11 protein-coding genes are annotated in these 14,881 nt (G+C 72.0%); all 11 read right to left on the bottom strand.

Annotation, left to right across the window (positions count from 1 at the left end; all coding sequences use genetic code 11):
• Nucleotides 1-74: 74 nt before the first annotated feature.
• Nucleotides 75-1,088 carry a Gfo/Idh/MocA family oxidoreductase gene (locus tag HS109_05205; protein MBE7521766.1) on the bottom strand — a complete coding sequence of 338 codons (1,014 nt, stop codon included), beginning with the start codon at nucleotides 1,086-1,088 and terminating at the stop codon, nucleotides 75-77.
• Nucleotides 1,085-1,819, bottom strand: a complete 735-nt coding sequence (locus HS109_05200) for a dienelactone hydrolase family protein (GenBank protein ID MBE7521765.1) — start codon at nucleotides 1,817-1,819, stop codon at nucleotides 1,085-1,087. The genes HS109_05205 and HS109_05200 overlap by 4 nt, the downstream gene beginning before the upstream one ends.
• Nucleotides 1,820-1,823: 4 nt before the next feature.
• On the bottom strand, nucleotides 1,824-2,852 hold the full coding sequence (locus HS109_05195) for a Gfo/Idh/MocA family oxidoreductase (GenBank protein ID MBE7521764.1): 1,029 nt from the start codon (nucleotides 2,850-2,852) through the stop codon (nucleotides 1,824-1,826).
• Nucleotides 2,849-3,910 carry a Gfo/Idh/MocA family oxidoreductase gene (locus HS109_05190; GenBank protein MBE7521763.1) on the bottom strand — a complete coding sequence of 354 codons (1,062 nt, stop codon included), beginning with the start codon at nucleotides 3,908-3,910 and terminating at the stop codon, nucleotides 2,849-2,851. The genes HS109_05195 and HS109_05190 overlap by 4 nt, the downstream gene beginning before the upstream one ends.
• A 3-nt stretch (nucleotides 3,911-3,913) precedes the next feature.
• Nucleotides 3,914-4,969: an ABC transporter substrate-binding protein gene (locus tag HS109_05185; GenBank protein ID MBE7521762.1), complete on the bottom strand. Its 1,056-nt coding sequence runs from the start codon at nucleotides 4,967-4,969 to the stop codon at nucleotides 3,914-3,916.
• Between the two features lie 62 nt (nucleotides 4,970-5,031).
• A complete protein-coding gene (locus HS109_05180; GenBank protein ID MBE7521761.1) occupies nucleotides 5,032-5,787 on the bottom strand; it encodes an ABC transporter permease in 756 nt (251 codons plus the stop codon).
• Nucleotides 5,784-6,629, bottom strand: a complete 846-nt coding sequence (locus tag HS109_05175) for an ABC transporter permease (protein MBE7521760.1) — start codon at nucleotides 6,627-6,629, stop codon at nucleotides 5,784-5,786. Before HS109_05175 ends, HS109_05180 begins: the two co-directional genes overlap by 4 nt.
• Nucleotides 6,626-7,432: an ABC transporter ATP-binding protein gene (locus HS109_05170; GenBank protein ID MBE7521759.1), complete on the bottom strand. Its 807-nt coding sequence runs from the start codon at nucleotides 7,430-7,432 to the stop codon at nucleotides 6,626-6,628. Before HS109_05170 ends, HS109_05175 begins: the two co-directional genes overlap by 4 nt.
• A 2-nt stretch (nucleotides 7,433-7,434) precedes the next feature.
• Complete coding sequence (locus HS109_05165; GenBank protein ID MBE7521758.1) at nucleotides 7,435-9,636, bottom strand: DUF3604 domain-containing protein; 2,202 nt, start codon at nucleotides 9,634-9,636, stop codon at nucleotides 7,435-7,437.
• A complete protein-coding gene (locus HS109_05160) occupies nucleotides 9,633-10,415 on the bottom strand; it encodes a GntR family transcriptional regulator (GenBank protein MBE7521757.1) in 783 nt (260 codons plus the stop codon). The genes HS109_05165 and HS109_05160 overlap by 4 nt, the downstream gene beginning before the upstream one ends.
• Before the next feature lie 75 nt (nucleotides 10,416-10,490).
• Nucleotides 10,491-13,196: a ligase-associated DNA damage response DEXH box helicase gene (locus HS109_05155; protein ID MBE7521756.1), complete on the bottom strand. Its 2,706-nt coding sequence runs from the start codon at nucleotides 13,194-13,196 to the stop codon at nucleotides 10,491-10,493.
• Nucleotides 13,197-14,881: the final 1,685 nt, after the last annotated feature.

Genomic DNA, 14,881 nt, shown 5'->3' with positions numbered 1-14,881 from the left:
GGTGCAGCGACGCAGGCGATTTCGATGCAGCGGGTCATGCGACGACTCCTCGGGGTGGAGCGGTTCGGGAAAGGCTAGCAGGCCCCGGGCCGCGCGGTGAGTTCGATCCAGAGGCCATCCCTCCGTGCGGACTCGAACGCCTGCTCGACGATCTCAACGCTCGGCACCGCGTCGGCGAACCTGCACGCAGGCCGGCCTCGCGTGCGGACAGCGTACAGGAAGTCGCGCGTGGCGCCGCCCGGGGCGCTGTCGGCGGCGAGCGTTTCGACCGCTCCCTCGCGGCTATGGTGCCAGGCGAGCGACCAGCCGATCGGCGCGGTCAGCGGACGACGCAGTTCGATCAGCCCGTCCTCGCCGAAGACCCGGACCTCGTCCCACATGTGCCAGCCTTCCTCGACGCAGGTCATCTGGCATTCGAGTCGGTCGAACTGGAGTTCGATGAACCCTCCGTGGTCGCTGCGGGACGGTTCGCTCGTGCGCACGCGGCTGCGCAGACGCGTGGGCCAGCGGCCGAGGAGCCAGGGCACGAGGTCCGCCATGTGGCTCGCGCGGCCGGTGTACGGGCCGCCGCCGCCGAGCGCGGGGTCGAGGAACCAGCCGGCGCGCTCGTAGCCCAGTTGCACGGTCTGCACGAAGCGGACCGGGCCGAGCGCGCCCGAAGCGATGATCTCGCGCGCGCGCAGGCAGCCCGCGTCGAAGCGGCGGTTGTACGCGACGCCGTTGACGGCGCCGGCGGCGTCCGCGCGCTGTGCGAGCCGTGTCGCGTCCGCCACGTGCATGACGAAGGGCTTGTCGACCAGAACGTCCCATCCGCGGTCGAGCGCCGCGTCGACGTGCGCCGCGTGCATCGTGTGCGGCGTGGTGACCAGCGCGAAGCCGCGGCCCCGCATCGGCGGCAGCGCTTCGAGCGATGCGACGAGCGGCACGCCGGCCGACGCTGCAAGCGCGCGCGTCGCGTCGCTCGGGCGGGGATCGAAGATCACCGCGACGCGCACCGCCGGATCCGCGCGCAACGCGGGCACGTGGTAGCGGTGCGCGAACGCACCGCAACCGATCATCAGGACCTCGACCGGTTCCGGGGGCGTCACGGGGCACCGATCGTGCGCAGGAACTCGATCGAGCGCGACCACGCCAGCGCCGAGGCGGCGGGGTCGTGGACCTCCGGGCGCGTGGGGTCGAAGAAGCTGTGCTTCGCGCCGCGGTAGACGTGCACGTCGTGGCGCAGGCGGCGTTCGGTGAGTGCCGTGCGCAACTCGTCCACGTCGGGAAGCGGGATAAGGTCGTCGAACTCGGCGAAGTGGCCGAGATAGGGGACCTCGATCAGTCCCGCGAGTTCGATCGGCAGGAACGGCTTGATCGGCTGGCGCTCGAAGCGCATCCGGCCGTAGAAGACGATCGCGCCGTCGAGGTGGCCGCAGACCGCGGGCAGCATGTGCGCGAAACGGCCGCCGAGGCAGAAGCCCCAGGAGACGAGCGCCCCGGTAGAGCCGAAGCGCCCCGCTCGCGCGAGGCGCGCGACGTGCCTGAGGTCGCGGAGGCAGCGCCGGTCGTCGAAGTCGATGAACGCCTGCGTGAGGGCCTCGGGCGCGGCGTTGCGCGCAGGGATGCCCTCGCCGCGGAACAGACAAGGTGCGATCGCTCCGAAACCCTCGCGCGCGAGGCGCTGGCACAGGTCTTCGATGTGCTCGGTCACGCTCCAGATCGCGCCGAGCATGAGCACGGTGGCGCGGGGCGGTGCACCGTCGGGCCGGGCGGTGAATACGGAAATGTCGGCGCCCTCGAAGGGGACCCGGGTACGTTCGGTGCGGATGGGGGACATGGGCTCAGAGGTCGATTCGGACGCCGCTCTCGGCGGCTCGGTAGGCGGCATCGATCATGCGTGCGGCTGCGACCCCGGCCTCGATGCCGATGGGGGGCGGGTGTCCGCGTTCGAGCGCTTCGACGAACGCGATCGCGTTCTGGTGATGGAATTCGCCCTGCTTGAATCGGGGAACGATGTCGAGGGTCTCCCAGCGACGTTCGGGCGAATCGCTGAGGAACCGGCGCAGGCAGGCACCGGAGGTGATGTCGCGCGAGGCGAGGTCGACGGCGGAGACGAGCATCGTGCCGCGGGTCCCGTAGAGCTCGATCGATGCGTCGGCGGCGGCGTAGGTGAAGCTCGACGCGATCTCGCCCAGCATGCCGTCGGGCCAGCGGAACACGGCGAGGCCGAGATCCTCTACCTCGAGGCTGAGTGCCGCGCGGCTCGTCAGTGCGACCACGCTCGAGGGCGAACCGAACAGCAGGGCGAGGAGGTCCGCGGCGTGCACGCCCTCGTCGAGCAGGGCGCCGCCGCCCGCGAGCGCGCGTCGTGCGTACCAGGCCTTCGCGAAGTCCGGCGCGAGGCCGTAGAAGTGCCCATGGCGGATCCGTGCGAGCGTGATGCGGCCGAGCTCGCCACCGGCTACCGCCTCGCGCAGGCGCGCGGTCGCCGGGTCGAAGCGCTTGGGAAAGCTCTGCATGAACCAGGTCCGGCGGGAGGCCACGATTCGAGCGATCGCTTCCGCGTCCCCGAGGCCGGTTCCCAGCGGCTTCTCGCACAGGATCGCGCGACCGCGCGCGCTCGCGGCATCGACGAGAGCCGCGTGACGCGCGGTTTCGCTGCATACCGCGACGGCGTCGCAGCGTTCGAGGAGCGCATCGAGCGAGGCTTCGAACCGGGTGCCGAACCGCGCGGCGGCCTCGCTTCCGCGTGCCGCGTCGTCGTCCCAGATGCCGGACAACACGCCGCGCGACGCGAAGACCTCGCTCCAGAAGTTCGCGTGATAGTGGGCGAACGACAGGACGCCGACCCGTGGGCGGCGCGCGGTCATGGTTCCTGCTCCGCCGAGGTCGGCGCATCGGCCACGGCACTGCGGGTTCCGCCGAGCTCGTGCGAGCGCATCATCGCCTCGACCACGCGCATGCCCCGGACCGCGTCCGAGGCCGTGGCCAGGCGCGGCAACTCGCCGGCGACGCCTGCGAGCCAGGACTCGTGCTGGCGCAGCCCCGACGCCGTTCCGGCGAGCGGGGGCAGGTGCCACGCGCGGCCCCGGCCATCGGGGACGCATGCGGCGAACGGCCCGAGCTCGCTCCGCAGCCACAGCGTGCCGCGCTCCCCGTAGATCTCCATGCGGAAGCGGTCGCAACCGGCCGCCTCGGTCTGCGAAATCTCGTGCGCGACGAGCGTGCCGTCGGCAAGCTCGTAGACGGCGTTCACGTTGTCGCAGGTTTCGACTTCCACCTGACGGCCGTCGCGCAATCTCCGCACCGGGACCGCGGTGCGCGCGCGCGCCGAGACCGCGCGGATGCGGCCGAGCAGGTGTTCGACGAGGTCGATGCCGTGCACGCCGAGCTGGTCGGCGACGCCATGAGGAACGCTCGCCCTGCGGAAGAACCACTCGCCCCAGTCCGGGCCGGGCGTCGCGTTGCGGATGCGCGCGGAGAGCACGCGCCCGACGGCCCCTTCGTCGATCCAGCGCTTCGCCTCGACCACCTCGTCGAAGAACCGGTGCATGAAGCTCACCTGCAGGTCGACGCCCGCGGCGGCGGCTTCGTCGACGATGCGGCACGCCGCGGCGACGCTGCCGGCCATCGGCTTCTGGAGCAGGATCGCCTTGCCCGCGCGCGCGGCGGCGATCGCGACCGCCTCGTGCGTGTCGTCGGGCGTGGCGACGATCACCGCCTCGACGTCGTCGCGGGAGAGCGCTGCGCCGACATCGGTCCCGGCGTCGGCCACGGCGAAGCGTTCCGCCGTGGCCCGTGCGCTCGCGGCCGTGCGCGCCACGACCGTCCGCACGTCGGCGCGGCCGGTCGAGGCGAGGCCGGCGAGGTGGTAGTCGGCGATGAATCCCGCGCCGAGCATCGCCACGCCGATGCGCCGTGCTCCCATGCGTCAGGGCTTGAAGCGGCCCGCCACCTTCACCAGCGCCGGGTCGACCGCCGCCGACGGGTCGGTGTAGGTGTAGTCGAGCGGATGACGCGGCGCCTTGAGGCGGCCCGACGCGACGAGGTACTCGGTGAGCCGCTCCATGTCGCGCACGTAGCGGTCGTCGAACGTCGGGTCGAACACGTACTGGTCCCAGATCGCCTCGGCCAGCGCGCGGTCCTGCCGCGATTGCTCGACGAACAGCGCGATGACCTCGTTGCGGTTCTTCGGATCCGCGACGTAGCGCTGCGAGCGCAGCAGGACCTCGACCATGCGACGGGTCGCCACCGGGTTCTTCCGCACGAACTCCTGACTTACGACGAACAGCGAGCGCGTGTACGAGATCTGCACGGCCTGGCCCCGATTGGCCGCGAACGACGACTCGAGGCCGGTGTGCACGAGCTCGGTGTTGCCGGTCTTGAGCGCGTTGTGGCCCCAGGGCTGCCAGCAGAACATCGCCTGGACCGCGTTCGAATTGAGGCCGGCGAGCTGCTCGGGCGGCGGCATGTTGACCACCTGCAGCCGCTTCTCGTCGAGTCCGTAGTGCTTCGCGAGGAAGAACAGGTTGGCGCTCGCCGTCGATCCTTGCAGGAGGCCGATCTTGATCCGGTAGAGGTCCTCGGGCGCACGCACGTTCGCGTCCTTCCGCGCCACGAGCCGATCGGCCGACATGGCGAGGGCGTTGGTGCCCAGCACGACGATCGGCACGCCGCTGTGGGTCATCGAGATCGGCGGGAGGTTGCCCGGCGTCCAGAGCTGGATGTCGCCGGCGACCAGCGCCTCGCCCGCGATCGCGCCGCCGCTGAAGGTCTTGGTCGTGACTTCGGTGAAGCCGGCGTCGCGGAACCACCCCTTCTGCATCGCGACCATGTGGGGAGCGAACACCGGATCGAGGCCGAACGCGAGTCCGAGCTTCGTCACCTCGGGTCTCGCCTGCGCGAACGCACGTCCGCCGAACGTACCGCCCGCCAGCGCGGCACCCGCGCCGGTCACCACGTTCCTCAGGAATCGCCTGCGTTGCATGATGCCGTCCTCCTCTTGGAGTTGCACGAGTTGCGCACGTGGACGCGTTGGCCGCGTCCGGTTCACCTGCCCGCGCGGGGCCCCAGCAGCCGGCGCAGCACGAGTGCCAGCGCGCCGTCGGTCACGAGCGTCACGATCCCGATCAGCAGGATCGCGAAGATCGCGACGCCGAGTTGCCCGAGCATGCGCGAGTTCATCACCAGGAATCCCATGCCCCGGTCGGCGGCGATGAGTTCCGCGGCCACGAGAATGCCGAACGACAGGCCGAAGCCGATGCGCAGGCCGGTCGACACGTCGGGAAGCGCTGCCGGGATCGCCACCTTGAACAGCAGCGCCGCCCCGTCGACGTCCATCGTGCGCGCCGCGGCCAGCAGGACCGGCGGGATCGAGCGCATGCCGCGCCACGCATTGGTGAACACCGGGAAGAACGCACCCAGGAAGATCACGAAGACCTTCGACGCCTCGCCGATGCCGAACCAGACGATCGCGATGGGAATCCACGCGAGCGGCGGGATGGGCCGCAGGATCTCGACGAACGGGCGCATGAACCGCGCGAGACCCGGGTACCAGCCCGTGGCGATACCGACGAGCGTTCCGGCCGCAGCGCCGAGCGCGAACCCGGCGGCGATGCGCCACAGGCTGGCGCCGACGTGCTCCGCGAGTTCCCGCGCCGTGAGGTGCTGCGCCGCCGCCGCGATCGCCTGCGTCGGCGACGGCAGCGCCTGGGCGTCGCGCCACAGGAAGCGCGCCGCGAGTTCCCAGGCGACGAGCACGAGCATCGCTCCGGCGAGGCCCAGCGAGCGGCGGCGGGCGATCATGCGGCCCTCCGGTCGGCGCGACCCTGCCAGGGGAGGAGCAGCGCCTCCAGCCGTTCGAGTGTCCACGCGATCGCGAGGCCGAGGACGCCGATCACCGCCATCCCGACCATCGTGATGTCGGTGCGATAGAACGTGCGTGCCTCCATGATCAGCGCGCCCAGTCCGCGGATCGTGCCGATCATCTCGGCGCCGACGATGACCATGAATCCGACCCCGAGCGCGACGCGCGCGCCGGCGAAGATGCGCGGCAGCGCAGCGGGCAGCACGACGCGGCGGAACAGGGCGGCGCCCGACACGTCCATCGTCCGGGCGGCGCGCACGAGCACCGGGTCGACGTTCTTCACCGCCGCGACGACGTTGCCGAACATCACCCAGAAGCAGCCGTAGCCGATCAGGAACACCTTCGCCGCTTCGCCGGTGCCGAACCAGACGACCGCGAGCGGCAGGAGCGAGAGTGTGGCGATCGAGCGCGCGAACGATGCGACCGGGTCGGTCAGCGCATCGAGCGCCGGGGAACGGCCGACCACGAGGCCGAGCGGCACGGCCAGCGCGAGGGCGATCGCATAGCCCAGCAGGATCCGCTGCACGGTGACCACGACGTGTGCACCGAGCGTGATGCCTTCCGGATAGCCGTCGGCGACGAGTTCGAGGAAGCTCGCCGCCAGCTTCGACGGCGGCGGGAACTGGACCGGTCGCAGCCAGCCGGCCAGCGACGCGGCCTGCCACACGGCGAGGAAGCATGCGATCGCGAGCGCCGGATAGACCGAGTCGCGCCAGTTCCGGATACCGCGCCCACGGTTCGCCGCGCGCGCCGATCGGCGGGGAGCGGGGATCGCACTCACTGCAGCGCCGCCCAGATGGACTCGTAGAGCCGCAGCACCTCCGGGTCGGTGCGCTGGCGCGGGCGAGGCAGCGCGATCGCGCGTTCGAGCACGATGCGGCCCGGCCGGGGCGCGAGCACGATGACCCGGTCGGCGAGCACCAGCGCCTCCCAGATGCTGTGGGTGACGAACAGCACGGTCTTGCGTCGCGCCGCCCAGACGCGCAGGAGTTCGTTCTGCATCTCGATGCGCGTCAATTCGTCGAGCGCGCCGAACGGCTCGTCCATCAGCAGGATGTGCGGGTCGAGCGCGAGCGCGCGCGCGATCGCGACCCGCTGCAGCATGCCGCCGGAGAGCTCGAACGGGTACTTGGCCTCGGCTTCGGCGAGTCCCACCAGCGCGAGCAGTTCACGCGCGACGGCCGCGCGTTCGGCGGCGGGCACGCCGCGGCTCTTCGCCGCGAACGCCACGTTGCCCGCCGCGGTGAGCCAGGGGAACAGCGCGCCCTGCTGGAACACGACGCCCTTGCCGCGGCCGGGGCGGGTGACCGCCTCGTCGTCGACCCGCACCTCGCCCGAGCTGGGCGTCTCGAGGCCCGCCACGATGTTGAGCAACGTGGTCTTGCCGCAGCCGCTGCGACCGAGCAACACGACGAATTCGTTCTCGCGGATGTCGAGCGTGACGTCGTCCAGGACCGGTGGGGCCTCGACCGGATCGCCCGGGAATCGCTTGGTGACGCGCCCGATGCGGATGCGCGGGCGTATCGCCGCGGCGGCCGTACTGTTGTCGGCCGGCGGCGAGTGCTTCGGAACGGTCGAACCCATCGCTACGCGTCCCGCACCGTCACGAAGATCGGCGACGACCACGCGAGCGAGCCGTCCGACTGGCGCACGCGCACCCAGTAGGCGTGCGTGCCGGAGCGCGGCGCAGGGTCGGCGAAGCGCACGCGCAGCGAGCGCGGCGCTTCCCGTTCGGGCAGCCAACGCAGTTCGACCGACCGATCCGGGTTCGTCAGGCCGAAGCGGCGGCCCGCGCTCCCGACGCTGTCGAGACGCACGCGCAGCGTGATCGGCTCGGTCGCGAACACGAGCTCGCCGCGACCGGGCTCGGAGAGGTCGAGCACGACGCCGTCGAAGTCGCCGGCCGTGATCGAGCGCCAGCGCACGCCTTGCGCGTCGAAATCGCGCACGCCCTCGTCGGGCGTGTCGAACGCGTAGCCCGCGACGTCGCCGATCCGGTTGCCTTCGATGCGCAAGCCACCGTCCCAGTCCATGCGGGCGCGCTGCCAGTTGCCCGGCGCGCTCGCGCCGCGCCAGGCGACGCGCAGTCGCGGCGAGGATGGTCCGGCCTCCGCCCACGCATCGAAGCTGTCGATGCACGCGTCGTCGCGGAAGAAGTCGATGCGCTCGATCGGCGCAGTGCCCTCGACGCGGACCTCGAAGCCGTCGATGCCCGAGGGGCCGGCATGGGCAACGACCTCGTCGCCCATGATCGCGCCTTCGCGGCGGAAATCGAGCAGCAGGCGTTCGCCGGTCGTCGCGTAGCAATGGCGCTCGCGCAATGCGCGCCAGATCGCCTCGCGCGTGAGCTCGGGGGCGAGGATCGCGGTCATGCCTCCGCGCAGGTTGCGCACCCCCATGTGGCCGGGATGCGAGGCGGCCGGGCGGCCGTCGACGCCGTCGCTGCCCGCGACCACGCCCATCCGGTAGCCGCGCCGCAGCGCGTCGAAGAGGAACCACTCGGACGTCGCGTGCGTCGAGTGCACCTCCAGCAGGCGGTCGAGTCCCGGGTCGTGCCAGTCGAGATTGGCGGTGCGTCCGCCGACGTGCAGCGCGAGGATCGTGTCGCTGCCGCGGTAGTGGCGATGCAGCGCGTCGACGTCGCGGAGGTCGGTGGCGGCATCGCCGCGGTCGGGCAGGAACTCGTGGCTGCAGCGCCGAAGTTCGGCGTCGTCGCCGGGGAAATAGACGTTGTGGTCGCCGCCCAGGCTCGAGATGGCCGACCACTCGACGCCGAGGAGCGGCACGAATCGACCGGGCTCGTGGTGGCCGCGCGTGGAGGCGGCCGTCTGCGCCCACTCCTCGCGCGACACGAGGAAGCAGTTGGCCTGGTGCGAGGCGACGTCCGCGGCGGCGAAGTCCCGCGCGTGAGCGTAGTACGCGTCGATCGTGCGGGCGCCGCAGCCGATGACGCTCTGGCCGTGCAGGTCGCCCCAGCGGAGCGGCGGCGCATCGCCGCCGACCGCGACCGGATTGCTGGTCGCGGCGAGGGCGGGCATCTGCGGCGCGCTCGCCTCGACTCGGTGCACGCCCGGACCGGGCGACGGGAGTTCCGCGCGCGCGAACGCGGCCGGCGGGAGGTCGAGGCGCTGCCGGAATCCCGCGACGCGCAACTCGACGGCGAGCGTTCCCGGGATCGAGGCCGGGTTGCCCCAGCGGTCCTCGACCCTCACGTGCACCGCGAGCGGCGCATCGGGAGCGATGCGCGAGGGCACGGTGACGACGAGCTTCTCGGGTTGCGCGCCGACGACCTCGATGCGGTGCTGCGCGAACTCGGTCCAGCGGTCGGCTTCCGTCGCGCGCCAGCGCAGGCTGAACGGCGAACCTTCCTCGATGAAGCTCTGGACGCGGAATCCCGGGGATCCGGCGCATCCGTCGCCGAAACGGAGTTCCACCGAAGCGCCGCGTGCGAGTCCGTCAGGCACTTCGACGAAGAGCACGTGGTCGAACGGATGCCACAGGTGCAGTCGCGCGGCCCACCAGCGCGTGGGCGAGCCGTCGCTCGTGCGCGCGGTCAGGTAGTTCTCCCCCTGCGGATCGCGCCCCTGCGCGTTGCCCCAGTCGCAGGGCCAGCGGTGGGCGACCGCGATCCGCGCGCCCGGAGGAAGCGCGACGCAGGCGTCGAAGGTGAAACGCCAGCGGGCGAGGGACCCCGCGGTCATGCGCCGGGAACTCTCCGTCCGGAACGCGACGGCCCCGGTGGTGGGCCCCTCGCGGACGAGCGTCAGGACTTCGGCCACCGCGCTCATCGCAGTTCGATCCGGTAGCGGTAGGCGTCGCCGCGCAGCACCGCGCGGCGGTACTCGACGATCGTGTCGTTCATCGCGTAGGTGATGCGCTCGATCTGGAAGAGCGGCGTGCGCACGCGCACCGAAAGCGCGCGCGCGGCGTAGGCGTCGGCGACGACCGGATCGACGTACTCGACCGCGCGCACGAGTTGCACGCCGTAGACCTCCTGCAGGACGTCGACGAGGTGCCGGTGGGCGAGATCCTGCCGGTCGAGATCGGGACACGGCGCGGAGGGCAGGTAGCTCGTCTGCAGGCTGACCGGCCGCCCCTCGGTGAAGCGGATGCGTTCGAGCCGCCAGATCGACCGCCCGGTGTCGACGCCGAGCATCGTGGCGACGTCCTTCGCCGCGCGCGTGCGTTCGCAGGCGACGATCCGACCGCCGGCGTCGAGCGGAGGACCGATCACGCGAAAGCGGCTGTACGATCCGGCGACGCCGCTCTCCAGCTTGGGCCGGCTGACGAACGAGCCGCGCCCGCGCTGGCGTTCGATGTAACCCTCGGACACCAGATCGGCGATCGCGCGCCGGAGCGTGCCGCGGCTCACCGCGTAGTGGCGGCAGAGGTCCTCCTCGGTCGGCAGCTCGAACCCGGGCGGCCAGCGTCCGGAGCGCAGGTGGAGGAACAGGTCCTCCTTGATCTGGTGGTGCAGCGCGATGGCCGGGTCGGGGTGGAACCCCCCGAGGTCGCGCGTCCGCGGGCGCGGATCCGGCGGCGCGGCGGCGGGGGCGGCGGAACGCATCGTGCGCACTTTGTATAGACATTCAGACAAAGTGTCAACGCCCTCCGGAGACGGCCGGATAGGCCGCCGGGCCGCTCAACCCGCGGCCCGCTCGAGGTCCGCGACCATCCGCGCGACGCGCGCCTCGAGCGCCTCGGTCGAGAGTTCCTCGCGGAACATCTCGACCATCAGCGGGAACGCGAACGGCGTCGGGCGCGGCGGTGTCGTCACGAGGACGCGGTCGCGGCGCATGCGGTCGAGCGCGGCGGCGAGGCGCGGCGCTTCGAGCTCCCGGTCGAGCACCTCGCGCCGCGCCTGGGCGAGCAGCAGGTTCTCCGGATCGTAGTCGGCGAACACGTCGTGGAGCAGGCCGGACGACGCCTGGAGCTGGCGCGCCGATTGGCCCTGCCCGGGGTAGCCCTGGAACACGAGCCCGGCGACGCGCGCGATCTCGCGGAACTGGCGCCGGCCCATCCCGGCGGCGTTCACGCCTTCGAGAATGTCGTCCTCGACACCCGGCGCGGCGAGGAGCGCTCCGAGCGTGCCGAGCGAGAAGTCGACCGGCTCCGGCGCGAGCAGCGCGAAGCCGTAGTCGTTGACCGTCATCGAGAACGTGCGCGGGTGTTCGCGCGACAGCCGGTAGCCGAAGAGCGTTGCGAGACCGAGGTGCGCGAGCCGGCCGACGAACGGGTAGAAGAAAAGGTAGTGGCCCTCGCGCGCGGCGAGCCGCTCGACCAGCCACTCGTTTTCATCGGGCAGGGCCGACCAGCGCTGCTGCAGCTCGAGCAGCGGGCGCACGAGCGCCATCTCCGGCGACGCGTAGCGGCCATGCTTCGCGCCGGCGACCAGCGCGCGCGTGCGCTCGGCGAGGAGCGTCGAGAGCGCCATCCTGCTGCCGGCCCAGCGTGGCACGATCGCGGAGCGGGACCGCGCGGGCTTCACCCATGCGGTCAACTCGCGCACGCGCACGAACTCGAGCACGCGGCCGGCGAACACGAAACAGTCGCCGGGCGACAGGCGCGCGACGAACGACTCCTCGACGTGGCCGAGCGCCCGGCCGTTCGCCATCCTCACCGTGATGCTCGCCTCGGACACGATGGTCCCGATCTGCGTGCGATGGCGGCGCGCGACCTGCGCGTCGGGCACGCGCGCGAGCCCGTCCTCGCCGATCACGACGCGCCGGTACTCGGGGTACGCGTTGAGGCTCGCGCCGCCGTGGGTCACGAAGTCGAGCGCCCAGCGCCAGGTCGCGTCGTCGAGGTCGCGGTACGCGCGCGTGCGCCGCACTTCGGCGAGGAGTGCGTCGGGCCGGAAACCGCCGCCGAGCGCGCAGGTCACGAGGTGCTGCACCAGGACGTCGACCGGCGCGTCGAGCGGCACGCGCGGCTCGACGCGCGCTTCGGCGGCGGCTTCGCGCGCCGCGGCCGCTTCGACGAGTTCGAGCGCGCTCGTGGGGAGCACGGTGACGCGCGAGACCTCGCCCGGCCGGTGTCCGCTGCGGCCGGCGCGCTGCAACAGGCGCGCGACGCCCTTGGGACTTCCGACCTGCAGCACCTGGTCGACCGGCGCGAAGTCGACGCCGAGGTCGAGGCTCGACGTGCAGACCACCGCGCGCAGGCGCCCCGCGCGGAGCCCGTCCTCGACCCAGTCGCGCACCTCGCGTTCGAGCGAGCCGTGGTGGAGCGCGATCGTGCCGGCCCAGTGGGGCCGCGCCTCGAGGAGCGCCTGGTACCAGATCTCCGCGCTCGACCGGACGTTGGTGAACACGAGCGTCGAGCGCGCGTCCTCGATCGCGCGCACGAGTTCGGGCAGGAGCTTCAAGCCGATGTGGCCGGCCCAGGGAAAGCGCTCGATCGTCGGCGGGCGGAGCGTGTCGATGACGACCTCCTTCGCCTCCAGCCCGCGCACGATGCGCGCGGAGCGCGCGCGCGAGGGGCCGACGAGCGCCGCGGCGGCCTCGTCGAGGTTCGCGAGCGTCGCCGACAGTCCCCACACCGGGACCGGGCGCCGGGTCGTGAGCCGCGCGATCGCGAGTTCGACCTGCACGCCGCGCTTGCTGCCGAGGAGTTCGTGCCACTCGTCGACGACGATCGCCGCGAGGTGCGCGAAGCGCTCGCACCAGTCGATGCGCGACAGGAGGAGCGTCAGGCTCTCGGGCGTGGTGACGAGCGCGGTGGGCAGGCGCCGCTCCTGGCGCTGGCGAACCGATGCTGGCGTGTCGCCGGTGCGCACATCGACGGTCCAGTGCGGTTTGAGCGCCGCGGCGGCGCGAGCGAGCGCGAGGCCGGTGTCGGCGGCGAGCGCGCGCAGCGGGGTGAGCCAGACGACGGAGAGCGGCGGCGCGGCGTCGGCGCTGCCGTCGGGGCCGAGGGCGAGCGGCCCGAGCCACGCCGCCCAGGTCTTGCCCATGCCGGTCGGCGCGTGGACGAGCCCCGATTCTCCGCGCAGGAATGCGGACCACACGTCTTCCTGGAACGCGAACGGCGTGTGTCCCCGCGACGCGAGCCACGCGCGCGCGGGCGCGAACGGATCGTCGGGATGCGAAGCGGTCAGAACCGTGGCGGGGCCGGGGTGCGATCTACCGCGCGACCGGCTGGTACTCCGGCACGCCGAACTGCCAGAGCATGAAGGTCCAGATGTCGGCGGTGCGCTCCTGCGACTGCGCGCGCGTGCTGCCCTGGCCGTGCCCGCTCTCGTACTCGAGCCGGAGCAGCACCGGGCGGCCGCTGGTCGTCGCCTGCTGGAAGCGCGCGCCGGCCTTGAGCGACTCGGAGACCGGCACGCGGATGTCGTTGACGCCATGGGCGAGGAGGATGCCCGGGTAGGGCGTGCCGTCACGGATCGCGTGCAGCGTGCTCATGGCGAGCAGCGCGCGAAACTCCTTCTCGTCCTTGACGGTGCCGAACTCGGGGATGTTCGCGGCCCCGTTGGACGCGAACTCGAACCGCGGGCCGTCCATCACGCCGACCGCCGGCACGGCGGCCGCGAAGAGATCGGGGCGGTCGGTGATCGCGCGCCCGACGAAGATGCCTCCGGCGCTGCCGCCGAAGATGCCGATCTTCGCCTTGCTCGTGTAACCCCGCGCGATCAGGTACTCGGCCGCGGCGATCGCGTCCTTCCAGGTATTGGGTTTGGTCTCCTTGCGGCCGGCCATGTGCCATTCCTCGCCGTACACGCCGCCGCCACGCACGTGGGCGAACGCGAGGATGCCGCCTCGCTGCACCCACGCGTACCAGCGCGGGTTGAGGAACGGGTCCTCGGTGATGCCGTAGGCGCCGTAGCCGTAGAGGATCGTGGGGTTGCCGCCGTCGAGTTTCGCGTCCTTGCGCATGACGATCGACATCGGGACCTCGACGCCGTCATGGCTGCGGTAGCGGATCTCGCGCGCGACGATGTCGTCGGGGGCGTCGTACGCGCCGGGCGTCACGAACGGCAGTTGCGTCACCTTGCCGGCCGACGGGTCGTAGGCGAACGGCTTGGTCGCCCGCGTCCAGCCGCCGAGCTCGAACACGGCGCCCGGAACGTCCTGCGCGACTCCGGTGAGCGTGATGGCGCCGTCGAAGGGCAGCGCCACGCGCTGCGGCTTCGCGCCGGGCCGGTGTTCGACGCGCCACAGCGACTGCGTCGCACCGTCGCGGCGCACGACGTAGAGCGCGTCCTTCGCCGCCCCGATCTGGATGATGACGCTCTCGCTCGCGGGCACGATCACGTCGGCCTTCGCGATGTCGAGCCGCGAGAGCGGCATGCGCAGCACCTCGTAGCGCGACGCGCGCTTCGGCGTGCGGACGTAGACGTAGCCGCCCGCGATCGCGACGTCCGCGGCCTGGTCGGCGAGGGTCAGCACCGGCTTCCACGAGGCCGTACCGCGCTTCGCTGCGTCGAGCGCGCCGACGTAGAGCAGGCGGAAGCGCTCGACGCCGAGGAGCACGTGGTTCGCGGCGAGGCTGCTGCCGGCGATCGGCTGGATGAACCCGTTCGCGTAGCGGGGGAGCGTGAGCTTGCCGTCACGCAACGCACTGAAGACCTTGCGGTCGGAAGCCGGGTCGGCGACGAGGCGGAAGTGCGTGGCGTGGTCGTCGAAGCGCTCGTCGACCGGATAGGACTCGAAGTTCTCGCGCAGTCGCGCGTAGAAGAAGCCGCTGCTGTCCGGCAGCCACGCGACGCTCGCGTAGCGGATGCGGTCGACCGGTTCGATGACCTCCTTGCCGCTCGAGAGGTCGAGCACGTGCAGCGTGCCGATCTCGCCGCCGCCGACCTGGAGCGCGTACGCGACGCGTCTGCCGTCGGGAGAGGGCGCGAAGTCCATGACCGCGTGCGGCTTGCCGGTCGACTTCGCGAGGGCTTCCGGATCGACGATCAACCGGTCCGGGCCGTCCGCGCGCTCGCGCCAGACCAGCTTGAACTGGTTGTCGGCGGGTTCGCGCTGCAGGAAGAAATAGCGGCCGTTGGCGGTGCGCACCGCGTCGGAGGTGAGGCCGGCGGCCTTC

It is taken from the genome of Burkholderiales bacterium, assembly GCA_015075645.1.
GTDB lineage: Bacteria > Pseudomonadota > Gammaproteobacteria > Burkholderiales > Casimicrobiaceae > VBCG01.
Note: the sequence above shows the minus strand (reverse complement) of the source record. Positions and strands in the feature narration are given on the sequence as shown.